The following is a 23,733-nucleotide window of genomic DNA, read 5'->3' as shown; positions in this document are numbered from 1 at the left end:
CCGCGTAGACTCCGCGCGTGGCCAAGGTGACTCGGGATGACGTGGCACGACTGGCGGGTACATCGACCGCCGTCGTGAGCTACGTCATCAACAACGGACCCCGGCCGGTCGCCCCGGCCACGCGCGAGCGTGTCCTCGCCGCGATCAAGGAACTGTCCTACCGGCCGGACCGCGTCGCTCAGGCGATGGCCTCCCGGCGCACGGACCTCATAGGCATGATCGTGCCGGACGCGCGCCAGCCCTTCTTCGGCGAGATGACCCACGCCGTGGAGCAGGCCGCCGCCGAGCGCGGGAAGATGGTGCTCGTCGGCAACACCGACTACGTCGCCGAGCGCGAGGTCCACTATCTGCGGGCGTTCCTCGGGATGCGGGTCTCCGGACTGATCCTCGTCAGCCATGCCCTCAACGACAACGCGGCCGCCGAGATAGAGGCGTGGGACGCGCGGGTCGTGCTGCTGCACGAACGGCCCGAGGCGATCGACGACGTGGCCGTCGTGACCGACGACATCGGCGGGGCCAAGCTCGCCGTCGAGCACCTCCTCTCGCACGGGTACGCGTACGTCGCCTGTCTGGGCGGCATCGCCGAGACCCCGCTCGTCGGCGACCCCGTCTCCGACCACGTCGAGGGCTGGCGGCGCGCGATGGACGAGGCCGGGATCCCCACCGAGGGCCGTCTCTTCCAGGCCCCCTACAACCGGTACGACGCCTACCAGGTGGCGCTCGGGCTGCTGGCGGGCCCGGACCGGCCGCCGGCGATCTTCTGCTCCACCGACGACCAGGCGATCGGTGTGCTGCGGGCCGCGCGCGAGCTGCGCATCGAGGTGCCGAGCGAGTTGGCCGTCGTCGGGTTCGACGACGTCAAGGAGGCGGCGCTGACCGATCCGCCGCTGACGACGATCGCGACGGACCGTACGGGGATGGCACGGGCGGCCGTGGACCTGGTGCTGGACGACGGCATCCGGGTGGCTGGGTCCCGGCGCGAGCGGGTGAAGCTGTTCCCGTCGACGCTGGTGGCCCGGCGGTCGTGCGGGTGCGCGTAGCCCTGCGGGGCGTGGAGCCGGCCGACCGCTGAACCTGCGTAGGTCACGGCTCCTCGCGCGGCGATTCCTTGCTTTCCCATGCCTGTCGGGCGCGGCGCCTTTATATGGGGCGAACGAGCTTCTGGTTCGGTTCTCAGGGAGCACTCAGGAACGTCTCATGGTCGGGCGGCAGTCTCTGAGTCATGACCGAGAGCTTCCGCCGCAGCGGCGAGTACGAGAACCCCTACCAGGGTCAGCAGCAGCACTCCGGGTACGCCCAGGGCGAGACCCCGCGGCAGCCCGCGTACCTCCAGCAGCAGCCCGCCTCCGCCCCGGGGAATCCGGCGAACCCGGGGATTCCGGGTCACCCGGTGAACCCCGAGTGGCCGCCTCCGCCGGCGTACGAGCCGGCCTCGGCGACGGCGTCGGCGGGGACGGGAGCATCGGCGGGGACGGCGACGGCGCCCGCGTCGAGAAGGCGGAGCCGGGGCCCGATCGCGCTGGTGGCGGCCGTGGCGTTCGTCGCGGCGGCGATCGGCGGCGGTACGGCGTACGGCATCCAGGAGCTGACCGGCACGAGCGGCGTGGCCTCCAGCTCCACCAGCACGAGTGTGGTGCCGACCAGTCAGAAGGGCACCGTCGCCGGGGTCGCCTCGGCGGTCAGCCCGAGCATCGTGGAGATCAACGCCAGCTCGAACGCGGGTGAGTCCACCGGTTCCGGTGTGATCATCACCAGCGACGGCGAGATCGTCACCAACAACCACGTCATCGCCGGTGCCTCCCAGATCAAGGTGTCGACGAGCAGCGGCAAGACCTACACGGCCGAGGTCGTGGGCACGGACAGCAAGAAGGACCTCGCCCTCATCAAGCTGCGGAACGCCTCCGGGCTGAAGACCGCCACGCTCGGCGACTCCGCCGGCGTCAAGGTCGGCGACCAGGTCGTGGCGATCGGCTCACCCGAGGGCCTGACCGGCACGGTCACCAGCGGCATCGTCTCCGCCCTCGACCGTGACGTGACGGTCTCGACGGACGAGAGCCAGGGCCAGCAACAGCAGGGCGGGGGCGGCGGGCAGTGGCCGTTCGAGTTCGGCGGCCGGCAGTTCAACGGCGACACGGGCTCGTCGACGACGACGTACAAGGCGCTCCAGACGGACGCCTCGCTGAACCCCGGCAACTCCGGCGGCGCCCTCATCGACATGAACGGCAACATCATCGGCATCAACTCCGCCATGTACTCCGCCGCCGACGCCTCCTCGTCCAGCGCGGGCAGCGTGGGTCTCGGCTTCGCGATCCCGGTCAACACGGTCAAGGCCGACCTGAGCACGCTACGGGCGGGCGGCTCGGACTGAGGTCCGCACTGCTTCCGACCAGGCCCGTGCAGTCCCATCCAGCCCGTGCAGTCCAAGGAGTTCGACATGATCACGCAGATCTCGCACGACGTGGAGACCGCCGGTGACCCGGCCGGGGTGGGCCTCGCCCTCGCGGTGGCGGCCGAGCTGCACCCGGCGGTGACGAGGGCCCCCGAGGTGGCGTCCGCCGTCGCCGCCCCGGCCCGCCGCGCCACGGCCGGCCGGCCCCGCCGCCGCACGGTCCGCGGCTGATCCGAACGACAGGCCCTGGGTGACGTGCAAGGCTGACCCCGGCCCCGCGTACCCCACCCCACACGAGGAACGAAACCACATGAGCCCCGCCGAAGGTGCCCCCGAACCCCAGCGCATCCTCATCGTCGACGACGAGCCGGCGGTGCGCGACGCGCTCAGGCGCAGCCTCGCCTTCGAGGGCTACGGCACCGAGGTCGCCGTCGACGGCGCGGACGCGCTGGAGAAGGCGACCGCGTACCGGCCGGACCTGGTGATCCTCGACGTCCAGATGCCGCGGATGGACGGGCTGACCGCGGCCCGCCGCATCCGCGGCGCCGGCGACACGACCCCGATCCTGATGCTCACGGCCCGCGACACGGTCGGCGACCGCGTCACCGGCCTCGACGCCGGCGCGGACGACTACCTGGTCAAGCCGTTCGAACTGGACGAACTCTTCGCCCGGGTGCGGGCGTTGCTGCGCCGCAGCACCTACGCGGCCGCCCGCGGCGGCACCGCCGAGCCGGACGAGGCGCTCACCTTCGCTGACCTGCGGATGGACCTGGCGACGCGCGAGGTCACGCGGGGGGCCCGCCCGGTGGAGCTGACCCGTACGGAGTTCACGCTGCTGGAGATGTTCATGGCGCACCCGCGCCAGGTCCTCACGCGGGAGCAGATCCTGAAGGCGGTCTGGGGCTTCGACTTCGAACCGTCCTCCAACTCCCTGGACGTGTACGTCATGTACCTGCGCCGCAAGACCGAGGCGGGCGGCGAGCCACGGCTCGTGCACACGGTGCGGGGTGTCGGGTACGTCCTGCGGCAGGGCGGCGCGGAGTGAGGAAGCTCCTGGGCCGCTACCGGTCCCTGCCGATCAGGGCCCGGCTGGCGATGCTGGTCGCGGCGGCGGTGGCGTTCGCGGTGGCGGCGGTATCGGTGACGTGCTGGTTCATCGTGCAGGGGAAGCTGTACGACCAGCTCAACGATGATCTGAAGAAGTCCATGGGCATGATGCGGAACACAGCCGCACAGGCGGTCAATTCCTGCACGCAGGTCCCGGCGAAGAACGACGGCCGCCAGGGCCCCCAGAACGCCTACTTCCAGGTGATCCTGGAAGACGGAACGCCCTGTGTGCTGCCCTTCTCCGCAGGCTTGGTGAACGTCAGCGCGGGCGACGAGGAGATCGTCAGCGGCACGGATCGCGGTCTCGCCCTCTTCCGCAACGGCACCGACTCGGAAGGCGCCGACGTAAGGATCATGACCGAGCCGGTGACGCTCACCGATCGGACCACCGGGGAGACGTCCAACGCGGCGATCGTCGTCGCGCTCCCGCTCAAGGGCACCCAGTCCACCCTCAACGACCTCGCCCTCATCCTCCTCCTCGTCTCCGGCATCGGGGTCGTCGGAGCCGGAGCGGCCGGTCTGGCCGTGGCGCGTGCGGGTCTCCGGCCGGTCGACAAGCTCACCGAGGCCGTCGAGCACGTGGCGCGCACCGAGGACCTGAGCATCCGTATCCCCGTGGAGGAGCAGAGCGAGGACGAGGTCGCCCGTCTCTCCCGCTCCTTCAACTCGATGACGAGCGCCCTCGCCAGCTCCCGTGAACTGCAGCAGCAGCTGATCGCCGACGCCGGCCACGAACTCCGTACGCCCCTCACGTCGCTCCGGACCAACATCGAACTCCTCACCCGCAGCGAGGAGACGGGCCGCCCCATCCCGGCGGACGACCGCAAGGCCCTGCTCGCCTCGGTGAAGGCCCAGATGACCGAACTGGCCGCGCTCATAGGCGACCTCCAGGAGCTGTCCCGCTCGGAGTCGGGCCACCAGGGCGGCCGGCACCTCCAGGTGGTCGACTTCCAGGAGACCGTGGAGGCGGCCCTGCGCCGGGCCCGGCTGCGCGGCCCCGAGCTGACGATCACGGCGGACCTACAGCCCTGGTACGTCCGCTCCGAGCCGTCCGCGCTGGAGCGGGCCATCGTCAACATCCTCGACAACGCGGTGAAGTTCAGCCCCGAGGGCGGCTCGATCGAGGTCTCCCTCGACGGGGGTGTCCTCCTGGTCCGCGACCACGGCCCCGGCATCCCCGCCGACGAACTCCCCCACGTCTTCGACCGCTTCTGGCGCTCCCCCAGCGCGCGGGCCCTGTCGGGTTCGGGGCTGGGCCTGTCCATCGTGGCCCGCACGGTGGAACAGGCGGGCGGCGAGGTGTCCCTGTCCCGGGCCGAGGGCGGCGGCACCCTGGCGACGGTCCGGCTGCCGGGCGCGGCGACTCCGCCGCCGGGGGAGGCGGCGGGGGTGTGAGTGAGGGTGCGGGCCGGGTGCTCGGGCTCAGTACTACCCGAGCATTCCGGGGGAGTCGATGTCGACCGTGACCACGCCAAGGGGATAGGCCTGTTCGCGGTCGGTGAGCAGGATCGACATCCCCGTGAATTCCGGGCGCGGCAACGCGCAGTAAAGGGCGTGGCAGGTGTCCGGACCGCCGTAGCCGTCCCGGACCATGCCGCCCACGGTGATGGAGGCCGCGGTGCCCAGGTCGTCGACGACGATCGAGGAGAACCCGAGCACTCGCCGACCCGCGTCCGCGTCCTCCGACTCCGCCTGCATGAGGCAGAGGGCCGGGATGCGCAGGAGATCGCCGGGGGTTCGCGCCATGGTGCCGGCGAGAAGGTTCAGTGTCCAAGCAGGCCCGTGATCATCTCGCTCAGGTGGCCAAGGAACGAGGTATGACCCTCGGCCAGCTCATCGAGCGGCTGGCCAAGGAGCAGCCGACGGCGGAGCAGATCGCGGAGCGGGTCGCGGCTGATCGCAAGGTGGTCCGGGAGGTGATCGGGGTCGACATCAGTGACGAGGAGTTCGACCGGGCTCCCGACGTACTGGGCAACATCCAGAGGATCGCCGCGGAGAAGGCCCGCACTGCGCGAGGCATGGCCACGTGATCATTCTGGACACGGGGGCCGTTCGCGCTCTGGCCGCCGGCCGGTTCCGCCATGGCGCCACCATAGCCACACCACGGCCGACATGGCTCTCATCCCAGCCCGCATGCACCCGAAGGTGCTCAGTCAGCCGCGACGCCCTCGACGAAGGCGGACCAGGCCCCGGCGGTGAACAGGAGCGGGCGGCGGTCCGGGGCCTTGCTGTCCCGGACGGGGACTATTCCGGGGATCTCGTCGGTGACTTCGAGGCAGTTCGTCTGACCGCCATCGCTGTAGGACGACTTGCGCCAGCCAGCGACACTGAGGTCGGGGGTTCCGTTCATGATCTGGACTCCTCCAAAAGGCCCTTGATGAACGCCGTCGACTGCTCCGGAGTCAGTGCCGCGTCCCGGACGAGATCGTAGGACAAGCGGAAGGACAGAACCCTGTCCGGATCGTCGATCAGCTCGCCGATCCCGTTGCCCTCGACGTAGGCGACGGGCTCACCCACTCGCTGCCACAGCAGCGTGAGGTGGCTGTTCATGACATCGTGCACGCCCGCCGCATAGGGCAGCACCTGCAGAGCTACGGAGGGCAGTTCGGCAGCCTCCACCAGCCGGGACAGCTGATCCGCCCACACCTGCGCATCGGGAACAGGCCGCCGCACGGCCCCTTCATCCAGGATGACGCGGATGCTGGGCGCCGGTTCGCGGTACAGCAACTCCTGCCGTCCCATGCGCGCCGCCACCTGTTCCTCGATCTCCTCACTGTTGCCTGCCGTTGTCTGGGCTCTGGACAACCCAGACAACACCGTGCGCGCGTACTCCTCCGTCTGCAACAGCCCAGGCACCGCGAGCTGGAACATCCACATGACCCGAGCCGTCGCCTCCAGCTCCATGAAGGCCTTGTACTTGTCCTTGATCACCTCCTTGCGCGCGTCCCGCCAGAGGCGAACCAGCAGGCCACCCGACCCGTAGTAGGTGTCCAGGTCCTCCATCACCGCCCGCTTGGAGAGCCTCTCCCCCTTCTCCAGTCGATAGAGATAGCTCTTGTCGTACGAGGTCTCCGACGCCAGCTGGGTCAGCGTCTTGCCCGCCTTCTCGCGCAGGAGGAGCAGGGTCCGCCCCAGCGCGACACGCCCCGACTCGTCCCGTACGTCAACCAGTTCGCCCATGTCACCCCTCACCGTTGTCTGGGGCGCCAGACAACGCCGACCCCCTTCCGCAGCGTAGGACCCAGCCGTGACGATCAGGACACGAACGGTCATCACCGCTCGTCAGGCCGACCCTGAGAAAACCCTGAGACGAAAGCTGAGGCACCGCCATGCGCGCACTCGCCGTCCGGCTCCGCGAGGCACTGCTCCGCTGGGCCGCGCCCGGGCCGCCGCCGCCCGAGGCGGAGGAGGTGCCGGAGCCCGGCCCTCCTCCCCCGCCCCACCGGCCCGACGACATCTGGCCCTTCGAGCGCTACGACACCCTCGTACGGCCCTACGTGCTCAGCGCCGAGGAGCTGTACAGCCACGACGCCTTCGGCCACCACCGCACGGAGGTCCCCGCATGAGGGACGGACTGCGTCTGCTGCCGTGGACCACCCCCGACGGCAAGCCCTGCTATCTCGACCCGGACACCGCCCACCCCGGGCCCCTCTCCCTCCTCGCGGACAGCGTGGAGGTGGCCCAACTCGGGTCGGCGGAAGAGGTGCTGGCCGGCAGCAGGGCCGTACTGGGGGACGCGGCGGCCGGGGAGCGGGCGGTGCGGTTCGCGCTGACACGGGCGGCGGAGTCGCTGGAGGACGTACTGCGGATCGCGGTCGGCAGGGGTGGCGGAACGACGTGGACGGCCCCTGGCCGGGAGAGCCGACGCCCGGACCCGGTCGCCCGTGCCTCCGACCCCGTGGATCTTGCGTGACGTGTTCGTGACACGTTTCTGAGAAGCGCCTGAGGAGGCTCTGACGCCCCTGTGAGGTCGGTCGTGTTCCCTACCGGAAGTTCTTCGAGTTCCTCGTTCCCCAGACGACCGAACCGGTGGCTGCCGACGCCGGCGTACATCAGTAGGAGCGCACAGCTATGCGAACCGCACTCAAGGTCAGGGCCTCCCTCAAGAAGGGCGCCCTCGTCGCCGCCTCCACCGCGCTGGCCGTGTCCGGCCTCCTCGCCGGCTCCGGCTCCGCGCAGGCGGCCGGCGGGCCCGGCGGCGCCACGAACATCCGGGGCGTGGACCCCGGCGACACCGACTCGATGATCGAGCGGCTCTGCAACCAGAAGACGAGCCTGACGGGCGTGTACGGCGCCCTCAACGTCCGTACCGGCCAGTTCAAGACGCAGGACGAGTACCTGCGGGACGTCGTCGGTCTGTGGGTGCCGGCCGGTGACTGGGAGATCTTCCGCGGCTGGTGCGGCAACGCGCAGGCGTCGACCTGGTCCACCACGGGCGCCGCCGTCCGCACCTCCCCCTGGATCGGCAACCGGGGCTCGAAGGACGACAAGGAGACCTTCGTCAGCAGCTACAGCACGAAGACCTTCGCCAAGAAGAGCGTCGGCGCGCAGCTCAGCTTCTCCGTCGCCAAGAGCATCTTCTCCGGCAGCGCGGGCGGCAGCTTCTCGTACGAGTGGGGCTGGGAGAAGTCGTCGAGCTTCGAGCGCCGCAGCGAGAAGACGATCCCGCCGTGCACGCAGATCGCCGTGACGTGGACGCCGTTCCAGCGCGTGGTCCGCGTCAACCCGATCTTCTACGTCGAGGACTACTCCTGGAACAAGGGCAACGGCGAGAAGACCGTGCACACCTGGCGCAACCGCTCCTACCGCACGATCTACTCGTACGGCTACTACATCGACGGCACCTCCGACAAGCTCCTGCCCAACGGCCAGCCCGACGGCCGCGAGGACAAGTGGGAGCAGAAGCTGGACCCGAAGACCTGCGCCAAGTGAGGCTCCGGGTGAGGCTCAGGCCCACCCGCACGCCTCGCCGGTGACACGAAAGGTTCCCCGCGCCCCAGGAGGGCGCGGGGAACCTTTCGTGGTGAGCGGCCCGCGGAACGGGTGGCTACTTGATGATCGTGATCCGGTCGGCGGCCGGGGGCGCGATCGGGCTGCCCGCCGAGGAGTTGGCCAGCAGGTACTGCTCCAGCGCGGTGAGGTCGTCCGCGCCGACCAGGTCGTTGGTGCCCTGGCCCAGCGTCGGGTAGCCGTCGCCGCCGCCCGCGAGGAAGCTGTTGGTGGCGACGCGGTAGGTCGCGTCCGGGTCGATGGCGGCACCGTTGAGCTTGATGGTGCTGACGACGACGCGGTCGGCGCCGGTCTTCGTGAGGTCGAGCGTGTACGTCAGACCGGACGACGGCAGCAGCACCTTCGGCGCGGCGGTGTTGGAACCGCTCACCTGCTCCTTGAGGACCTGGATGATCTGGGAGCCCTTGAAGTCCTGCAGGTTGACCGTGTTGGAGAACGGCTGGACGGTGAAGCCCTCGGCGTAGGTGACCACGCCGTCGCCCTCGGTGCCCTTGGCCGCGTAGGTGAGCGGCGCGCGCACACCACCGGGGTTCATCAGCGCGAGGTCGACCTCCGGGTCCAGCGTCTTGCCGTACCAGTACTGCGCGTCGGCGATGAGGTCACCCATCGGGGTCTCCGTGCCGACGTTGGGCACATCGGCGGATATGTAGCCGATGGTGCGGTTGCCGATGGGGGCGGCGAGGGTGTTCCACCTGCTGATGAGGGCCGTCATGTCGGCGGCCTTCGGAACGGTCCGGGTGACCACGTGGTTCGCGGACTTCACGGCCGTACGGGCGATGTCGCCGGTCTCACGGTCGTACGTCAGCGTCGTGTCGGTGTAGAGACGGCCGAAGGACGCGGCCGAGGTGACCATGCGCGGCTTGCCCGCCGGGTCGTTGATCGTGCAGGCGTACGCGGCGTGCGTGTGGCCGGTGACGACGGCGTCGATCTTCGGCGTGATGTTCTTGGCGATGTCGACGATCGGACCGGAGATGCCGTCACCGGCGCCGGGCGAGTCGCAGTCGTAGTTGTACGACTGCGAGGCGGGGAGACCGCCCTCGTGGATCAGCGCGACGACCGACTTGACGCCCTGGCTCTCCAGCTCCTTGGCGTACTTGTTGATCGTCTCGACCTCGTCCTTGAACTTGAGGCCCTTGACTCCCTCGGCGGAGACGACGCCCGGGGTGTCCTCCAGCGTCACACCGACGAAGCCGATCTTGACGCCGTTCTTCTTCCACACCCAGTAGGGCTTCAGGAGCGGCTTGCCGGTCTTCTCCTCGATGACGTTCGCCGCGAGGTACGGGAAGTCGGCGCCCTTGAACTTCTTGCCCTCGACGTAGCAGCCGTCGACCTTGTGGCAGCCGCCCTTCTGCAGGCGGCGCAGTTCCTTGACGCCCTCGTCGAACTCGTGGTTGCCGACGCTCGTCACATCGAGTTCGAGCCCGTTCAGCGCCTCGATGGTGGGCTCGTCGTGGAACAGGCCCGAGATCAGCGGGGAGGCGCCGACCATGTCACCGGCGGCGGCCGTGATCGAGAACTTCGCGTTGGTCTTGCGGGCCTCGCGCAGGTGCGTGGCCAGGTACTCGACACCACCGGCGTTGATCGTGGTGGTCGTACCGTCCTCGTGCAGCTCGGTCACCCGGCCCGAGGAACCGGCCGGCGGCTCCAGGTTGCCGTGCAGGTCGTTGAACGACAGCAGCTGCACGTCCTGGTAGCGCGGCTTGGTCTTGCCGGGCTTGTGCGACGGCGATTCACCGGCGCTCGCCGGCATCGCGGCGGCCAGCGCCCCGACGGTCGCCAGGCCGGCCGCGGCGGCGAGGATCCGGTTGCGGCGGCGCCGCGCTTGGGGTGTGGCTGACATGTGCCCCCCTGGATTCGTGAGAAGTAAGGAAAACGTGAGAACAGGCCCCGTCGGCCCGAAGCGTAGGGTCAACGCGCGTAGCGCGACAGGGGGTTCATGGTTACGACCTGGTTGCCTTCGGGGAGGACTACCAACGAAACGGCACGTATGGGGGCACCGGATTGCCGCCTGCGCGACTCCCCGGCAGGGCGCGTTCCGCCACATTCAAGCCGCGGCGGCGCGACAACGGGAAGCGACCGGGTCCGGGGACACCCCGCCGGGCCACCCCGCGGTTAACCTCGAATCCATGACCAGCGACGACACCGCCCGGCCCGGCTCAGCCGCCCGCAGCATCGAGACCCGCCCGGACCTGACCGCCGCCCAGAAGGACGCCGTACTCGCGCTGCTGGACGAGGCCGCCCAGGTGGACGGCCAGCAGGCGGTCTCCGAGCAGGGCCGCCTCCAGCTCCGCGGCGGCCCCCGGGAAGGCGTACGCCACCTCCTCCTCAGCGTCGGCGAGGACCTGGTCGGATACGCCCAGCTGGAGGACAACGACCCCGTCGAGGCGCCCGCCGCCGAACTGGTCGTCCACCCCTCCCACCGGGGCCACGGCCACGGCCGGGCCCTCGGCTCCGCCCTGCTCGCCGAGTCCGGCAAGCGCCTGCGCGTCTGGGCGCACGGCGGCCACTCCGCCGCCCGCCACCTCGCCCAGGTCCTCGGCCTCACCCTCTTCCGCGAACTGCGCCAGATGCGCCGCTCCCTGACCGATTTCGACCCCGCCGAGCCGGTCCTGCCCGAAGGGGTCACCGTCCGCACCTTCGTCCCCGGCGAGGACGACGGGGCCTGGCTCGCCGCCAACGCGGAGGCCTTCGCCCACCACCCCGAACAGGGCTCCCTCACCCAGCGCGACCTCGACGACCGCAAGGCAGAACCCTGGTTCGACCCGGCGGGGTTCTTCCTGGCCTTCCGGGGGGAGGAACTGGCCGGCTTCCACTGGACGAAGGCGCACGCCGCCGAACAGCTCGGCGAGGTCTACGTGGTCGGCGTGCGCCCCGGCGCCCAGGGCGGCGGCCTCGGCAAGGCCCTGACCACGATCGGCCTGCGCCACCTCGCCGCCCAGGGCCTGCCCACCGCGATGCTCTACGTCGACGCCGACAACAAGGCGGCGGTGACCGTGTACGAGCGCCTGGGCTTCGTGACGTACGAGACGGACCTGATGTACCGCAGCGAGACCTGAGGTACCGCGGCGAACCCTGACGTACCCGGAGTTTTCCCCAGGCAGGGGGCGGTGTTGTTGACACCGCCCCCTCTCTTGCACCACCCTTTCACTACTCAATTAGTGAAAGGGTGGTTGTCGAGTGGTCGAGTACCGCATCGACCGGCGCAGCGGTGTCGCCACCTACGTACAGATCGTCCAGCAGACCAAACAGGCCCTGCGGCTCGGCCTGTTGGAGCCCGGCGACAAGCTCCCCACGGCCCGCGAGGTCGTGGAAGCCACCGCTATCAACCCGAACACGGTGCTGAAGGCCTACCGCGAGCTGGAGCGCGAAGGGCTGGTCGAGGCCCGCCGCGGCCTCGGCACGTTCGTCCGGAAGTCGCTGGGCCTCACGCCCGTCGACTCCCCGCTGCGGGCAGAGCTGGGCGCCTGGGCGGTGCGGGCCCGGGAGACCGGGCTCGAACGGGACGACGTGGCGGCACTCTTCACGTCCGTACTGGACGAGCAGTTCAGCACGGATCGGCGAGACCGGAAGGATCAGGGGGACGAGGCATGACGGGGACCGCGATGGAAGCGGCCGCGCTCGGCAAGAAGTTCGGGTGGCGGCAGGGGGGCTGGGCACTGCGCGACTGCACGCTGCGGCTTCCCAGAGGACGGGTGTGCGCGGTCGTCGGACCGAACGGCGCGGGCAAGTCGACACTCCTGGCCCACGCGGCCGGGTTGCTCGGCCCCACCGAGGGCACCATCGGCGTCCTGGGCACGACCCCGGCCGCGGCTCGCGAGCGCATCGGGTACGTGGCCCAGCACAAGCCCCTGTACCCGCAGCTCACCGTCGCCCAGACCCTGCGGCTGGGCCACGAGCTGAACCCCGGGCGCTGGGACGCGGCCGTCGCCGGGCGGGTGGTGGACGAGGGCGGGCTGGACCGGGACGCCAAGATCCGCTCCCTCTCCGGCGGCCAGCGCACCCGGGTCGCGCTCGCCCTCGTGCTCGGCAAGCGGCCCGAACTGCTGCTCCTGGACGAGCCGATGGCCGACCTCGACCCGCTCGCCCGGCACCAGCTGATGGGCACCCTGCTCGCGGACGCCGCCGAGCACGCCACCACGGTTGTCATGTCCTCGCACGTGGTGGCCGAACTGGAGGGCTCCTGCGACCACTTGTTCCTGCTGGGCGCCGGACGCGTACGGCTCGCGGGCCCGCTGGACGAGATCCTCGCCGCGCACACCCTGGTCACCGGCCCAGCCGGCGACCTCACCCCGCACACGGTCGTCGAGTCCCGCACGAAGGGACGTCAGCTCACCGCGCTCATCCGCCCCCAGGGCCCCGTCGGCCCCGGCTGGCAGACCGCCGAGCCGACCCTGGAGGAGCTGGTCCTCGCCCACCTGCGGGCACCTCAGGCGCCGGCTCTCCTGCTCGACGACGACGGTGCCGAGACGCGAGGGGCCGCGGTATGAGCACCACGACCACCGACACCGTCGGAACCGCCCGCGCGCAGCGGCCGGCCCCTCCCCCGGCCATGTCCCCCACCCGCGGCCTGATCCGGGCCACGCTCCGCGTGCACCAGTCGGCGCTGTGGTTCTGGGGACTGCTGGTCGTCCTCATCGGCGGCGGGCTGCTGTGGGCCGCGGGACCCGGCGTCGACGCGGCCCTGGCCGAGCACGTGAGGAGCGGCTGTACGCCGGCCGAGTACTGCGGCGAGCGGGGCGCCGCCTACAACAAGTACGGCCTGATGGCCGGCCTCGGCCGCACCATCCTCACCGTCGTCCCGGTCCTGATCGGCGCCTGGGCGGGCGGCGCCCTGATCGGCCGCGAACTGGAGACCGGCACGGCCCGGCTGGCCTGGACCCAGTCCGTCACCCCGGCCCGCTGGCTCGCCGCCAAGCTGGCGGTCCCGGCCGCCGTGATCGTCTCGGGAACGGTCCTGCTGACCCTGCTGAACCGGCTGGTGTGGTGGCGGGAGGAGCGGCTCCGCCAGTTGTCGGGGACGCGCGACTGGTGGGAGTCCTCCACCTTCATCGGTCACGGCACCCTCGCCACGGCGTACGCCCTGCTGGGACTGGCGGTCGGGGTCGTCACGGGCCTGCTGGTCCGCCGCTCGCTTCCCGCGCTCGGCGTCGGCCTGGCGGGCACGGTCGTCCTCGCGGGCGTCCTCCAGACCAACCGCCACCTGCTGTGGCCGACCGAAACCGTCGTCTCCAAATCCCCGGAGCAGAACTGGACGGGCGAGCTGGTCGACCGCGGCTTCGTCACCGGGACGGGTGAGCGCGTCTCGGACCTGACCTGCGACGACTTCTCCTGCAACCGCCGGTCCGACGCCGTCGCCTTCTACGCCGACGTCCACCCCTCCTCCCACTTCTGGCCCCTCCAGCTCGTCGAGACGGGCATCGTCCTCGCCGTCACCGCCCTGCTGGTCTGGGCCGCCTTCCGCCTGCTGCGCCGCCACACCGGAGACGTCGTATGAGCACCGGAACCGTCACCGCGCGCGGCGGCATGACCTGGACCGTGGGGCGCGTGCACCGCCCGGCCCTGCTGATATGGAGCGCGTACGTGCTGCTCATGGTCGGGGGGATGCTCTGGCTGCACTACGTCACCGGTCCGGAGGTACGCGCCGAGGAGGCTGCCTGCCGGAAGGTGGAGGGCGGCTGCATCGACTTCGAGTCGGCCTTCGGCTACTCCCTGGGCATGAGCTGGGTCGACGCCCTGATCGCCTACTCCTCCTACGCCGTGGCCGCCTGGGCCGGGGCTTCACTGACCGGCCGTGAGCTGGAGCGGGGCACGGCCCAGCTGGCCTGGACCCAGTCCGTCACCCCGGTCCGGTGGCTCACCGTCAAGCTCGCGGTGCCCGCCGTCGCGCTGACCGCCGGCATCACGGTCCTGGTGCTGGTCTACCGTTGGGCCTGGTCCTCGGACCGGGACCTGCGCGGCGACGAGTGGTACTACACCGACCCCTTCCTGAACCGCGGCCCCGCGGTCCTGGCGTACGCCCTGTGCGCACTGGCCGTCGGCGCCCTGGCCGGCCTCGCCCTCCGGCGGGCACTGCCGGCACTCGCCGTGGCCCTCGGCTGCATGGTCGCGTTCCACGCGTGGCTCGACGTGCGGTACGACGAGCTGTGGACCTCCACGACACTCACCGGCACCGCCGCCGGTCGGCTGCCGATGACGGCGGACCAGCTGGAGCTGGGCGCGATCACCCGCTCCGGCACTCGCGTGAACGACCTGACCTGCTTCGGCGGCGATTCCGACGTCGACTACACCCGGTGCATGAGCGAGAAGGGCTTCACCGACCTGTACGCCGAGGTGCACCCGGCGTCCCACTTCTGGCCCCTGCACCTCATGATGACCGGCGTCGTCCTCGCCGTCGCCGTCCTCGCCACCGCCGCCGCCTTCTGGCTGCTGCGCCGTCGCGCCCGCTGACGGCCCGGCCCATCGACCCGGCACGCCCCTCCTACGGGGGGAGGGGCGTGCCGACGGCGTACAGAAGGTGAACGGCGTGCGACGGCGGAACGGCGTGCGCCGGGGCCCGGCGCAGGTCCGCGCGGAACCGGCGGGCCTCCCCGCGCTATCCCGCACGTAAGGTCTCCGTAACCGGCGATTAAGACGACCTTGCGACGCTTCGGCAATGAACCCCGTCGTGCCCGAGCCCTCGCCTCCCCCACGCAACGGCCCAAGCAACGGGATGAGCGCGGGGAGCGGTCCCCGTGCGGCCGTGTCCGTCGCCCCGGACCACGCCGCCGGTGCCGTCGACGTCGTCGCCCGTATCGACGCCGACATCGCCGAGAACGACGCCGCGAACGCCCTCGCGCCCGTCGCCACACTCCCACCGGCCCTGTCCGACGCGCCTGTGATGCTCGCGACGCGGAAGAATGGTGCCATGAGCCAGTCCAACGCCCAGGCAGACCAGGTCCAGCACGCACAGCCGACCGTCGGCTCCATAACGGGCCACCGCCCGCACACGGTGTCGGCCGCGGTGTCCGACCTGGAACCCGACATCGACGCCGACCTCGACGGATACGAGGAGGAGGACCACGGCGGCGAACGGCTGCCGCAGGGCCGCTTCCTCGACCGGGAGCGCAGCTGGCTCGCCTTCAACGAACGCGTCCTGGAACTGGCCGAGGACCCGAACACCCCCCTTCTCGAACGGGCGAACTTCCTGGCGATCTTCGCCAGCAACCTCGACGAGTTCTTCATGGTCCGCGTGGCCGGCCTGAAGCGCCGTATCGCCACCGGCGTGGCCACCCGCTCCGCCTCCGGCCTGCAGCCCCGCGAGGTGCTGGAGATGATCTGGGCCCGCTCCCGCGAGCTGATGGCCCGGCACGCCGCCTGCTTCCACGAGGACGTCGCCCCGGCCCTGGCCGAGGAGGGCGTGCACCTGGTCCGCTGGAGCGAGCTGGCCGAGAAGGAGCAGGCCCGCCTCTTCACCCTCTTCCGCCACCAGATCTTCCCGGTCCTGACGCCGCTGGCCGTCGACCCGGCGCACCCCTTCCCGTACATCTCGGGTCTCTCCCTGAACCTGGCCGTACGCGTGCAGAACCCGGTCACCGGCACCTCGCACTTCGCCCGGGTCAAGGTGCCGCCGCTGCTGTCCCGCTTCCTGGAGGCCTCCCCGGGCCAGTTCGTCCCGCTGGAGGACGTGATCGGCGCCCACCTGGAGGAGCTGTTCCCGGGCATGGAGGTCCTGGAGCACCACGCCTTCCGGGTCACCCGCAACGAGGACCTGGAGGTCGAGGAGGACGACGCCGAGAACCTCCTCCAGGCCCTGGAGAAGGAGCTGATGCGGCGCCGCTTCGGGCCGCCCGTGCGCCTGGAGGTCGAGGAGAACATCAACCAGGAGGTCCTGGACCTGCTGGTGCGCGAGCTGAAGATCAAGGAGTCCGAGGTCTACCCGCTGACCGGGCCCCTGGACCTCACCGGCCTCTTCCGCATCGCCTCCCTGGACCGGCCCGAGCTGAAGTACCGCAAGTTCGTCGCCGGCGTCCACCGCGACCTCGCCGAGGTCGAGTCGGCGTCCGCGCCGGACATCTTCGCCGCCCTGCGCAGCCGGGACGTGCTGCTGCACCACCCCTACGACTCGTTCTCGACGTCGGTGCAGGCGTTCCTGGAGCAGGCGGCCGAGGACCCGGACGTCCTCGCGATCAAGCAGACCCTGTACCGGACGTCCGGCGACTCCCCCATAGTCAACGCGCTCATCGACGCCGCCGAGGCCGGCAAGCAGGTCCTCGTCCTGGTGGAGATCAAGGCGCGCTTCGACGAACACGCCAACATCAAGTGGGCCCGCAAGCTGGAGGAGGCCGGCTGCCACGTCGTCTACGGCCTGGTCGGCCTGAAGACCCACTGCAAACTGTCCCTGGTGGTCCGTCAGGAGGGCGACACCCTCCGCCGCTACAGCCACGTCGGCACGGGCAACTACCACCCGAAGACGGCACGGCTCTACGAGGACCTGGGCGTGCTCACCTCGGACCCGCAGGTCGGCGCGGACCTCTCCGACCTCTTCAACCGGCTCTCCGGCTACTCCCGCCGCGAGACCTACCGCCGCCTCCTCGTCGCGCCCAAGTCCCTGCGCGACGGCCTGATCTCCCGCGTCAACAAGGAGGTCCAGCACCACCGTGCCGGACGTCCCGCGCACGTCCGCATCAAGGTCAACTCGATCGTGGACGAGGCCCTCATCGACGCCCTCTACCGGGCCTCGCAGGCGGGTGTGCCGGTCGACGTGTGGGTGCGCGGCATATGCGCCATCCGGCCCGGTGTCCCGGGCCTGTCGGAGAACGTCCGGGTGCGGTCCGTCCTCGGCCGCTTCCTCGAACACTCGCGGATCTTCATCTTCGGCAACGGCGGCGAGCCCGAGGTGTGGTTCGGCAGCGCCGACATGATGCACCGCAACCTCGACCGCCGGATCGAGGCCCTGATCCGGATCACCGACCCGGCCCACCGGGCGGCCCTCAACCGCCTGCTGGAGACCGGCATGTCCGACCTGACCTCCTCCTGGCACCTCGGCCCCGACGGCGAGTGGACCCGGCACTCGTACGACGCGGACGGCCAGCCCCTGCGCAACGTCCAGGAGATGCTCATTGACGCCCGGAGGCGCCGGCGTGGCACAGCAACACCTTGACCCCACGGACCCCACGGTCACGCCCGCGGACGCCGTCGCCGGCTATCTGCGGGCCCGGGCCACGGAGTTCCTCCGCGCGCTGCGCACCCACCGGGAGACCGGCGGGGGCGCGGCCGCGGGGGCCGAGGAGTCCACCGACGCGGCGCTCGCCCTGCGCCGCTCGGCCCGCCGCATCAGCGGCACACTGCACACCTTCCGCCCGCTCCTCGACACGGACTGGTCGGACTCGCTCCGCCCCGAACTGGCCTGGCTGGCCGGCACGTTGGGACGCGAGCACGCCTACGCGGCCCGCCTGGACCGCCTGGTGGGCGCCCTCAACCGCCTCTCGGGAGCGACACCGTTCCCGGCCCAGCAGACGGTGCCCGCCCGCTCCGCCTCCGTCGCCGCGGGCAGCCGCACCCCCGCCGCCGCCCGCCCCGCCGCCTCCGCCGTCGGCACCCGCCCCCCGGCGGCCCCGGACCGCGGCAACCTGACCGTCGGCGCCGCGAAGGCCGGCGCCCTGCTGGACCGCCAGCTCACCCTCGCCCGCACCCGGGCCCACTCCGCCGCCCTCCAGGCCCTCGGCTCCAGCCGCTTCCACGCCGTCGCCGACAGCGTCGCCGTCCTCGCCAGCGAGGTCCCGCTCACCCCCACCGCCCCCACCGCGGACCTGCGCCCCCTCGCCGCCGCCGCCCACGACCGCCTGTGCGACGCGGTCACCGGCCTCCCCCTCCACACGGCCGCCCACCCGTACAACGCCGAGGCCCTCGTCCACGGCCTCTCCCCGGACACCGCGCCGCACCCCCAGGACGCCCCCTGGCACCAGGTACGGCTCCTGCTGCGCCTGCACCGCTACGCCCTGGAGGTCCTGTACCCCGAGGCCGTCCCCGTCGACGTACGCCTCCTCGCGGCCGGCGAGGCCCTCAACCGGCACCGCGACGCCTCCGAGGCGGGCTCGGCCGCGGCCGCCGCCGCCCGCACCCCCCGTATCGCCCCGGCCACGGCCTACGCCCTCGGCGTCCTGCACGCCGACCAGCGTCACGAGGTGGAGGCCGCCCGGTTCGCGTTCCAGCAGTCCTGGCAGAAGGAAGCGGTGAGCACGTCGTGACCGAGAACGGTGACGCCGCCATCAAGGCGGCCGGCTGCGTCCCGTGGCGCCGCACGCCGGAGGCCGGAGACCCGCGGATCTGTCTGGTCCACCGGCCCACGTACGACGAGTCGTGGCAACGCTCATCACGGTGAAAGAACCCGCAGGTCAGAGGCGCGACGAGATCGAGGTACTGATGGACATCACACCACTGGTACGCGCAGCGGGCTGTGCCCTGTGGCGCCGGTCGTCCTCCGGCGGGGGCATCGAGCTGGCCTTGGTCCACCGGCCGAAGTGGTCAGACTGGTCTCTGCCGAAGGGCAAGCTCAAGCGCGGCGAAGACGCTCGTGACGGCGCCCTCCGCGAAGTCCTTGAGGAAACCGGCATGCACTGCGCTCTCGGCCCGGAACTCCCGACCGTCCACTACACCGACCACCAGGGGCGCCCCAAGCAAGTGCGCTACTGGGCGGCCGAGGCAACGCGCGGCACATTCACCCCGAACAGCGAAGTCTCCGACCTCCTCTGGCTGCCTCCTGAGGCCGCGGCACAGCGGCTCACGCACGAGAGGGACCGAACCGTGGTGTCCTCGCTCCTCGAAGCGCTGCACAGGACGGGAACGGACCGTTAGAGGGCTGGCTCGCGCGAGACGGGGCGCTCTCCCGGTCCTTCCCGTGTTGCGCGAGGGGTACCCCGGCCGATCCTCGTCACGGGCTCCGGCACCTCTGCCTCGGCGGCCCGGAAGCACGTGAACTCCTGCCCCGGGCAGGGCCGTGTGCGGATGGCCGGGTGAGCCGCCCATGCACAAAGCCGAGGGGCGCCCCCAGGGAGGGCGCCCCTCGCTCATTTCGCAGGCCTCCTCAAGAAGATGAGGCCGTGGTCCCGCTCAGTCCTCACACTTGGCGTTGGGCTTGGACTTGGACTTCCACAGCCAGTCCTTCCCGTGCTCCTCCCAGGGGGGAGGACCCTCGTGCTTGGAGCAGTGGTGCTTGTGACCGCCGTGGTCCCCGTGGTCCCCGTGGTCCCCGTGGCCGCCGCCGGGTCCCGCAGGACCCTGCGGACCTTCAGGACCTTCAGGACCTTGCGGACCTTCAGGACCCTGCGGGCCGGTGTCTCCCTTGGGGCCCTCAGGTCCGACAGGCCCGGTGGGCCCGACAGGACCGGTCGGTCCGGCAGGTCCCGTGGGTCCGACTGATCCGGCAGGCCCGGTGGGACCGGCAGGCCCACTGGGGCCGGCGGGCCCGGTCGGTCCGACTGATCCGGGAGGCCCGGTGGGACCGGTGTCTCCCGGGGGGCCCTCAGGTCCGCTGGGACCGGCAGGTCCGCTGGGACCGGCAGGTCCGCTGGGACCGGCAGGTCCCGTGGGTCCAGGAGGACCACTGGGGCCTGTGGGCCCGGTCACGCAGAACGGCCTCGTGATGTCGTTGTTGTCCAGCGTCACCGCGGCGTTCTGCGCAAGTGCTCGACCCTGGACGTCGGCGCCCGTGTTCAGCGTGATGGAAGCCAGGGCCATGATGGTGCCCACGAAGTCTGAATTTGTCCCGAGGGTGGCGGAGCTGCCCACCTTCCAGAACACGTTGCAGGCCTGCGCACCGTTGATGAGCCTGACGCTGCTGTTCGAAGCGGTGATCAGCGTCTCTGTGGTCTGGAAGATGAAGACGGCGTTGGGGTCACCCTGGGCATTGAGCGTGAGTTCCCCGGTGATTCCCAATGTCGGGTTCGAGTAGACGCCGGGCCCCAGTACCCGTCCGCCGAGTTCGACCGCAACGGCAGTCCCGGTTCGGCCGGCCGCGTTGTTGTAGGCAGTGGTCAGATCCAGCTTCGCCTGATCAGCCGCGCCGTTGGCGATGTTCAGGGCGCCGAAGATCTCTCCGGGCGGGAAGCCCGTCACGGAGGTGCCCGGACTGAGCCCCACGTCGCCGATGATGTCGGAGTCGCCGGTGTTGGTGATCGTCGAACCGGCCAGGATCGCGTAACTCTCGGCGGTCCCCAGCGGAACGGGGGGTTCTGCTGCCTGCGCGGTGGTGTTCCAGGCCAGAGTGGCCATGGCCAGCATTACCACTCCGGGCACCACTGCGAGACGCGCCTTGAGGCGGCGGTGTATACGGGGTCTGCCTCGCGGCGGAGGTGGTGAGTCTACGACTGTCATGAGACTGGCCTTTCTTGTCGTCATTGAGCTCAGCCGCACCGGCACAAGGACATCCCGGCCTCCGCGGTGAGTTCCGGTCGGGCCGGAAGCCACGTCTCCTGTCAGGGGGTTCCGCGGCGCCGACCGCAAGGAGGAGACCGCTGAGGCGGGAGCCTGCCGATGATGATGAGCCGTCATCAACCACTCAAAAGCTAGCAATAGCCCAATAAAGTACATATGCATGAGAGGCCGAACGAGGTGCAAGAAGTGTGTTATTCACTCTGCCGGTCGTGTCGGTGCTTGATTCCGGCCATCGGCCCGTTCTCGGGGAGGGCGGGGTCACCAGCCGGATCACGGAATGCCGACCGGCTCGAACCGGCCGTTCCGGGCTCGACTCCACCGCTGGAAGGACGTGCGGTCGATCGCCTGACCGGCCGGCTACGCCGGCTCACCGTCCGGTACGAGCGAAAGGGTTCCCGCTTCCTCGCCCTGCCCGGCCTCGCCGTCGGCCCTCACCTGCTACAGAAGGCTCGCGAAACCCACCACCTGAGCCGCCCTCCAGGGATGCCATGACGACGCCTCCCAAGGGAAAGCTGAAGCACGACGAGGACGCCCTCGCCGGCGCCCTGCGCGAGGTCGAGGAGGAGACGGGCCACCGCTGCGCGCCTGACCCCCGGCTGCGCGCTACGTCGTCAACGGCCGCGCCAAGGAGGTGAGTTACTGGGCCTCCGAGGTGACCGCCGGTCACTTCACGCCCCACGACGAGAGGGTCCGGATCCTCCGGCCGCCCCGGCCGCCGCCCGCGACCGCCTCACCCAGCCCCACGACCGGGAACCGGTCGACGCATTCCTGACGGCCCTGCGCCATGCCCAGGGCCCGACGCCCTGGCCCTCACACCACGCTCGCCGTGTGCCCCTCCGCATCGGTCCGGGCCAGGCTCCGGGCCCGCCGGGCCGGTCCGCGCCAGCCGCAGCTGCATCTCGCCACACAGAACCGGCCCTGCTCGACGGTGGTCGTCCGATGCTGTTGCGGGAGTACCGGCTCGCCTTGATGCGCCACACCGACAACGTTACCCAGGGCGGGCGGCCACGATCCCTTCCGCCCCCGCAGGCCCGCACCGCGGGACACCCCCCGCGCCCCGGCCCGTCCCCTCCCGCGTGACGACCTCCCCGACCTGTCGTTATCCGAACGAGCAGAAGACCCGGTTCGGACCCGGCCAGGGGGTTGGCAGGCGATGGTGACTCGGCGGCACAGCAGAAGGGGCGCGGCACTCGTCGCCGCGGGACTCCTCGTCGGCGCGACCGGTGTCACCGGCTGCCACGGCGGCGGCCCCGACGACGACTCCCTCCCCTCCGACCCGGTGGACCTGCTGCACCGCGCCGCCCCGGCCCTCGTCCGCGCGGGCAGCTCCAAGGCCCGTACGGAGATGGAGATGGCGACCGGCGGCACCCGGGTGACCATCCACGGCGAGGGCGTCTACGACTACGGCAGACGGCTCGGCCGGCTGAAGGTGCTCCTCCCGCACGACCCCGCCGGCCGCAGCGAGCACCGCCCGATCACCGAACTCCTCGCCCCCGGAGCCCTGTTCATGAAGAACCGGGGCGCGGGCGTGCCCGCCGACAAATGGGTCCGCGTCGACACGGGCAGCCTCTCCGACGGCAATCTGGTCACCGGCGGCGCCACCGACCCGTTCGCCGCGGCCGAGGTGCTGCGCGGGACGCGGACGGCACGGCTCGTCGGCGAGACCGAGGTGGGCGGCACCCGGGTCCGGCACTACCGCGGCACCGCCGATCTCACCACCGCCTCCCGAGCGGCCTCCGAGGGCAACCGGGCCGCCCTGCGCGCCGCCGCCCGGGGCTTCGCCACCGCCCGGGTGCCCTTCGACGCCTACCTCGACGACGAGGGCCGCGTCCGCAAGGTCCGCCACCGCTTCAGCTTCGTCAACGGCGGGCAGCAGGGCACGATCGCCGTCGCCTCGACGACCCTCCTGTACGACTTCGGCGTCCCCGTCGCCGTCCGGCTGCCGCGCCCCGAGGACATCTACGCCGGAAAGATCGCGGAGGGGTAGCGGAGAGTACGGGGCCGGAAATGGTCCGTTGGTGCCATGCGCGGGCTGCGGGCCGCTGCCTACCCTAGGGGTCGGTGGCGGCAGAGAAGAGGTGATGCGCGTGGCTCCGGCAGGCGGTACGGCGGTTCAGGACCACGTGGCCCTCGCCGAGATCGAACTCTGCGGCGACCTCATCATCGCGGCCTCGACCACCGACGGCGACCGCCTCAGCCCCGACCGCATCGACGAGGTCCTGCGCGTCCGGGAGGAGCGCGCCCACGAGGACGGGCCGCCCCGGTAAGGGACGCCCGCGCGGACGGCACCACCCGGGGGGACTTCGCCTCGCCCGCCCCGGCGACCGCGCCCGGTGGCCGAAAAGCGCCCCCGGGTGACACGGCTCCCGGCACTCAGGTCCGCAGCAGCCGGCCGATCGCCTTCGTGGCCTCCTCGACCTTCGCGTCGATCTCGGCGCCGCCCTTGAGGGCAGCGTCGGCGACGCAGTGCCGCAGGTGTTCCTCCAGAAGCTGCAGGGCGAACGACTGCAGGGCCTTGGTGGAGGCGGAGACCTGGGTCAGTATGTCGATGCAGTAGACGTCCTCGTCGACCATCCGCTGGAGCCCACGGATCTGTCCCTCGATGCGCCGCAGACGCTTCAGGTGTTCGTCCTTCTGATGGTGATACCCGTGGATTCCACGGTCGTGGTCGGTCACGACACCCTGCTCCACACCGTCGACGGCCGAGGGCGCTCCCGCGCCGGCCCCTGTGGTCGTCATCGCAGCCTCCAGACATATACCCCTACCGGGTATATGGTAGCGAACTTCGGCGGGTATACGCCCTGCGGGCAGCCCCC

The 23,733-nt window shown here is 71.0% G+C and carries 26 protein-coding genes and 1 pseudogene; 21 read left to right on the top strand and 6 right to left on the bottom strand.

What is annotated here, in order from left to right:
- Positions 1-17: 17 nt before the first annotated feature.
- The 5 genes from ACFU5F_RS30370 (at position 18) to ACFU5F_RS30350 (ending at position 4,891) form a co-directional block, all read left to right on the top strand.
- A complete protein-coding gene (locus tag ACFU5F_RS30370) occupies positions 18-1,040 on the top strand; it encodes a LacI family DNA-binding transcriptional regulator (RefSeq protein WP_383894020.1) in 1,023 nt (340 codons plus the stop codon).
- Positions 1,041-1,222: 182 nt separating this feature from the next.
- Positions 1,223-2,368, top strand: a complete 1,146-nt coding sequence (locus ACFU5F_RS30365) for a S1C family serine protease (protein ID WP_383894017.1) — start codon at positions 1,223-1,225, stop codon at positions 2,366-2,368.
- Positions 2,369-2,434: 66 nt separating this feature from the next.
- Positions 2,435-2,620: a hypothetical protein gene (locus ACFU5F_RS30360; protein WP_383894014.1), complete on the top strand. Its 186-nt coding sequence runs from the start codon at positions 2,435-2,437 to the stop codon at positions 2,618-2,620.
- Positions 2,621-2,699: 79 nt separating this feature from the next.
- Positions 2,700-3,434, top strand: coding sequence for a response regulator transcription factor (locus ACFU5F_RS30355; protein WP_383894011.1), 735 nt, complete (start codon positions 2,700-2,702; stop codon positions 3,432-3,434).
- Positions 3,431-4,891 carry a sensor histidine kinase gene (locus tag ACFU5F_RS30350; RefSeq protein ID WP_383894008.1) on the top strand — a complete coding sequence of 487 codons (1,461 nt, stop codon included), beginning with the start codon at positions 3,431-3,433 and terminating at the stop codon, positions 4,889-4,891. Before ACFU5F_RS30355 ends, ACFU5F_RS30350 begins: the two co-directional genes overlap by 4 nt.
- Positions 4,892-4,924: 33 nt before the next feature.
- Here the strand turns inward: ACFU5F_RS30350 and ACFU5F_RS30345 are convergent, their stop codons facing one another.
- Positions 4,925-5,242: a hypothetical protein gene (locus ACFU5F_RS30345; protein ID WP_383894006.1), complete on the bottom strand. Its 318-nt coding sequence runs from the start codon at positions 5,240-5,242 to the stop codon at positions 4,925-4,927.
- 71 nt (positions 5,243-5,313) lie between these two features.
- Here ACFU5F_RS30345 and ACFU5F_RS30340 point away from each other — a divergent pair, with 71 nt between their 5' ends.
- Complete coding sequence (locus tag ACFU5F_RS30340) at positions 5,314-5,526, top strand: hypothetical protein (protein ID WP_383894003.1); 213 nt, start codon at positions 5,314-5,316, stop codon at positions 5,524-5,526.
- 119 nt (positions 5,527-5,645) lie between these two features.
- Here the strand turns inward: ACFU5F_RS30340 and ACFU5F_RS30335 are convergent, their stop codons facing one another.
- Positions 5,646-5,846, bottom strand: coding sequence for a DUF397 domain-containing protein (locus ACFU5F_RS30335; protein ID WP_383894000.1), 201 nt, complete (start codon positions 5,844-5,846; stop codon positions 5,646-5,648).
- Positions 5,843-6,676, bottom strand: a complete 834-nt coding sequence (locus ACFU5F_RS30330; protein WP_383893997.1) for a helix-turn-helix domain-containing protein — start codon at positions 6,674-6,676, stop codon at positions 5,843-5,845. The genes ACFU5F_RS30335 and ACFU5F_RS30330 overlap by 4 nt, the downstream gene beginning before the upstream one ends.
- A 149-nt stretch (positions 6,677-6,825) precedes the next feature.
- Here ACFU5F_RS30330 and ACFU5F_RS30325 point away from each other — a divergent pair, with 149 nt between their 5' ends.
- The 3 genes from ACFU5F_RS30325 to ACFU5F_RS30315 all read left to right on the top strand — a co-directional run bounded on the left by ACFU5F_RS30325 (position 6,826) and on the right by ACFU5F_RS30315 (position 8,428).
- Entirely contained in the window at positions 6,826-7,062 is a 237-nt protein-coding gene (locus ACFU5F_RS30325) for a hypothetical protein (protein ID WP_383893994.1), read from the top strand.
- Positions 7,059-7,409, top strand: coding sequence for a hypothetical protein (locus tag ACFU5F_RS30320; protein ID WP_383893991.1), 351 nt, complete (start codon positions 7,059-7,061; stop codon positions 7,407-7,409). The genes ACFU5F_RS30325 and ACFU5F_RS30320 overlap by 4 nt, the downstream gene beginning before the upstream one ends.
- A gap of 158 nt (positions 7,410-7,567) precedes the next feature.
- Positions 7,568-8,428 carry a hypothetical protein gene (locus ACFU5F_RS30315; protein ID WP_383893988.1) on the top strand — a complete coding sequence of 287 codons (861 nt, stop codon included), beginning with the start codon at positions 7,568-7,570 and terminating at the stop codon, positions 8,426-8,428.
- Between the two features lie 115 nt (positions 8,429-8,543).
- Here the strand turns inward: ACFU5F_RS30315 and ACFU5F_RS30310 are convergent, their stop codons facing one another.
- On the bottom strand, positions 8,544-10,346 hold the full coding sequence (locus tag ACFU5F_RS30310) for a bifunctional metallophosphatase/5'-nucleotidase (protein ID WP_383893985.1): 1,803 nt from the start codon (positions 10,344-10,346) through the stop codon (positions 8,544-8,546).
- Positions 10,347-10,632: 286 nt separating this feature from the next.
- Here ACFU5F_RS30310 and mshD point away from each other — a divergent pair, with 286 nt between their 5' ends.
- From mshD to ACFU5F_RS30265, 9 genes are all read left to right on the top strand, one after another.
- Entirely contained in the window at positions 10,633-11,562 is a 930-nt protein-coding gene (mshD, locus tag ACFU5F_RS30305) for a mycothiol synthase (RefSeq protein ID WP_383893982.1), read from the top strand.
- Between the two features lie 121 nt (positions 11,563-11,683).
- Entirely contained in the window at positions 11,684-12,097 is a 414-nt protein-coding gene (locus ACFU5F_RS30300) for a GntR family transcriptional regulator (RefSeq protein ID WP_383893979.1), read from the top strand.
- Positions 12,094-12,993, top strand: coding sequence for an ABC transporter ATP-binding protein (locus tag ACFU5F_RS30295; RefSeq protein ID WP_383893976.1), 900 nt, complete (start codon positions 12,094-12,096; stop codon positions 12,991-12,993). The genes ACFU5F_RS30300 and ACFU5F_RS30295 overlap by 4 nt, the downstream gene beginning before the upstream one ends.
- Positions 12,990-14,000, top strand: a complete 1,011-nt coding sequence (locus ACFU5F_RS30290) for an ABC transporter permease (protein WP_383893973.1) — start codon at positions 12,990-12,992, stop codon at positions 13,998-14,000. Before ACFU5F_RS30295 ends, ACFU5F_RS30290 begins: the two co-directional genes overlap by 4 nt.
- The gene (locus ACFU5F_RS30285; protein WP_383893971.1) at positions 13,997-14,953 is read left to right on the top strand and encodes an ABC transporter permease; all 957 of its coding nucleotides are present in this window, start codon (positions 13,997-13,999) and stop codon (positions 14,951-14,953) included. Before ACFU5F_RS30290 ends, ACFU5F_RS30285 begins: the two co-directional genes overlap by 4 nt.
- Positions 14,954-15,410: 457 nt before the next feature.
- A complete protein-coding gene (locus ACFU5F_RS30280) occupies positions 15,411-17,645 on the top strand; it encodes an RNA degradosome polyphosphate kinase (RefSeq protein ID WP_383894046.1) in 2,235 nt (744 codons plus the stop codon).
- Entirely contained in the window at positions 17,626-18,732 is a 1,107-nt protein-coding gene (locus ACFU5F_RS30275) for a CHAD domain-containing protein (RefSeq protein ID WP_383893968.1), read from the top strand. The genes ACFU5F_RS30280 and ACFU5F_RS30275 overlap by 20 nt, the downstream gene beginning before the upstream one ends.
- On the top strand, positions 18,729-18,866 hold the full coding sequence (locus ACFU5F_RS30270) for a hypothetical protein (protein ID WP_383893965.1): 138 nt from the start codon (positions 18,729-18,731) through the stop codon (positions 18,864-18,866). Before ACFU5F_RS30275 ends, ACFU5F_RS30270 begins: the two co-directional genes overlap by 4 nt.
- 41 nt (positions 18,867-18,907) lie before the next feature.
- The gene (locus ACFU5F_RS30265; protein WP_383894043.1) at positions 18,908-19,339 is read left to right on the top strand and encodes an NUDIX hydrolase; all 432 of its coding nucleotides are present in this window, start codon (positions 18,908-18,910) and stop codon (positions 19,337-19,339) included.
- A 255-nt stretch (positions 19,340-19,594) separates the two neighbouring features.
- On the opposite strand, the gene ACFU5F_RS30260 is transcribed toward ACFU5F_RS30265, so the two are convergent.
- On the bottom strand, positions 19,595-20,755 hold the full coding sequence (locus ACFU5F_RS30260) for an ice-binding family protein (RefSeq protein ID WP_383893962.1): 1,161 nt from the start codon (positions 20,753-20,755) through the stop codon (positions 19,595-19,597).
- Positions 20,756-21,417: 662 nt separating this feature from the next.
- Here ACFU5F_RS30260 and ACFU5F_RS30255 point away from each other — a divergent pair.
- From ACFU5F_RS30255 to ACFU5F_RS30245, 3 genes and pseudogenes are all read left to right on the top strand, one after another.
- Positions 21,418-21,700 (top strand): annotated as a pseudogene (locus ACFU5F_RS30255) (NUDIX domain-containing protein); the annotation flags it as partial.
- Positions 21,701-22,070: 370 nt separating this feature from the next.
- Positions 22,071-22,904 carry a hypothetical protein gene (locus ACFU5F_RS30250; protein WP_383893959.1) on the top strand — a complete coding sequence of 278 codons (834 nt, stop codon included), beginning with the start codon at positions 22,071-22,073 and terminating at the stop codon, positions 22,902-22,904.
- A 94-nt stretch (positions 22,905-22,998) separates the two neighbouring features.
- Positions 22,999-23,184: a hypothetical protein gene (locus tag ACFU5F_RS30245; RefSeq protein ID WP_318813481.1), complete on the top strand. Its 186-nt coding sequence runs from the start codon at positions 22,999-23,001 to the stop codon at positions 23,182-23,184.
- A gap of 106 nt (positions 23,185-23,290) precedes the next feature.
- Here ACFU5F_RS30245 and ACFU5F_RS30240 read toward each other — a convergent pair whose 3' ends face one another.
- Positions 23,291-23,656: a metal-sensitive transcriptional regulator gene (locus ACFU5F_RS30240; RefSeq protein WP_046918535.1), complete on the bottom strand. Its 366-nt coding sequence runs from the start codon at positions 23,654-23,656 to the stop codon at positions 23,291-23,293.
- Positions 23,657-23,733: the final 77 nt, after the last annotated feature.

Origin of the sequence: Streptomyces sp. NPDC057438, assembly GCF_042802995.1 — a bacterium.
Lineage (GTDB): Bacteria > Actinomycetota > Actinomycetes > Streptomycetales > Streptomycetaceae > Streptomyces.
This window is presented reverse-complemented; position numbering and strand designations above follow the sequence as displayed.

What these genes read in the sequence shown, in the direction of transcription:
- ACFU5F_RS30365 (WP_383894017.1), top strand. Translation starts at nt 1,223, where the DNA reads ATGACCGAGAGCTTCCGCCGCAGCGGCGAGTACGAGAACCCCTACCAG.
- ACFU5F_RS30360 (WP_383894014.1), top strand. Translation starts at nt 2,435, where the DNA reads ATGATCACGCAGATCTCGCACGACGTGGAGACCGCCGGTGACCCGGCC.
- ACFU5F_RS30355 (WP_383894011.1), top strand. Translation starts at nt 2,700, where the DNA reads ATGAGCCCCGCCGAAGGTGCCCCCGAACCCCAGCGCATCCTCATCGTC.
- ACFU5F_RS30345 (WP_383894006.1), bottom strand. Translation starts at nt 5,242, where the DNA reads ATGGCGCGAACCCCCGGCGATCTCCTGCGCATCCCGGCCCTCTGCCTC.
- ACFU5F_RS30340 (WP_383894003.1), top strand. Translation starts at nt 5,314, where the DNA reads ATGACCCTCGGCCAGCTCATCGAGCGGCTGGCCAAGGAGCAGCCGACG.
- ACFU5F_RS30335 (WP_383894000.1), bottom strand. Translation starts at nt 5,846, where the DNA reads ATGAACGGAACCCCCGACCTCAGTGTCGCTGGCTGGCGCAAGTCGTCC.
- ACFU5F_RS30330 (WP_383893997.1), bottom strand. Translation starts at nt 6,676, where the DNA reads ATGGGCGAACTGGTTGACGTACGGGACGAGTCGGGGCGTGTCGCGCTG.
- ACFU5F_RS30325 (WP_383893994.1), top strand. Translation starts at nt 6,826, where the DNA reads ATGCGCGCACTCGCCGTCCGGCTCCGCGAGGCACTGCTCCGCTGGGCC.
- ACFU5F_RS30320 (WP_383893991.1), top strand. Translation starts at nt 7,059, where the DNA reads ATGAGGGACGGACTGCGTCTGCTGCCGTGGACCACCCCCGACGGCAAG.
- ACFU5F_RS30315 (WP_383893988.1), top strand. Translation starts at nt 7,568, where the DNA reads ATGCGAACCGCACTCAAGGTCAGGGCCTCCCTCAAGAAGGGCGCCCTC.
- ACFU5F_RS30310 (WP_383893985.1), bottom strand. Translation starts at nt 10,346, where the DNA reads ATGTCAGCCACACCCCAAGCGCGGCGCCGCCGCAACCGGATCCTCGCC.
- mshD (WP_383893982.1), top strand. Translation starts at nt 10,633, where the DNA reads ATGACCAGCGACGACACCGCCCGGCCCGGCTCAGCCGCCCGCAGCATC.
- ACFU5F_RS30295 (WP_383893976.1), top strand. Translation starts at nt 12,094, where the DNA reads ATGACGGGGACCGCGATGGAAGCGGCCGCGCTCGGCAAGAAGTTCGGG.
- ACFU5F_RS30290 (WP_383893973.1), top strand. Translation starts at nt 12,990, where the DNA reads ATGAGCACCACGACCACCGACACCGTCGGAACCGCCCGCGCGCAGCGG.
- ACFU5F_RS30285 (WP_383893971.1), top strand. Translation starts at nt 13,997, where the DNA reads ATGAGCACCGGAACCGTCACCGCGCGCGGCGGCATGACCTGGACCGTG.
- ACFU5F_RS30280 (WP_383894046.1), top strand. Translation starts at nt 15,411, where the DNA reads ATGAGCCAGTCCAACGCCCAGGCAGACCAGGTCCAGCACGCACAGCCG.
- ACFU5F_RS30265 (WP_383894043.1), top strand. Translation starts at nt 18,908, where the DNA reads ATGGACATCACACCACTGGTACGCGCAGCGGGCTGTGCCCTGTGGCGC.
- ACFU5F_RS30260 (WP_383893962.1), bottom strand. Translation starts at nt 20,755, where the DNA reads ATGGCCACTCTGGCCTGGAACACCACCGCGCAGGCAGCAGAACCCCCC.
- ACFU5F_RS30250 (WP_383893959.1), top strand. Translation starts at nt 22,071, where the DNA reads ATGGTGACTCGGCGGCACAGCAGAAGGGGCGCGGCACTCGTCGCCGCG.
- ACFU5F_RS30245 (WP_318813481.1), top strand. Translation starts at nt 22,999, where the DNA reads ATGCGCGTGGCTCCGGCAGGCGGTACGGCGGTTCAGGACCACGTGGCC.
- ACFU5F_RS30240 (WP_046918535.1), bottom strand. Translation starts at nt 23,656, where the DNA reads ATGACGACCACAGGGGCCGGCGCGGGAGCGCCCTCGGCCGTCGACGGT.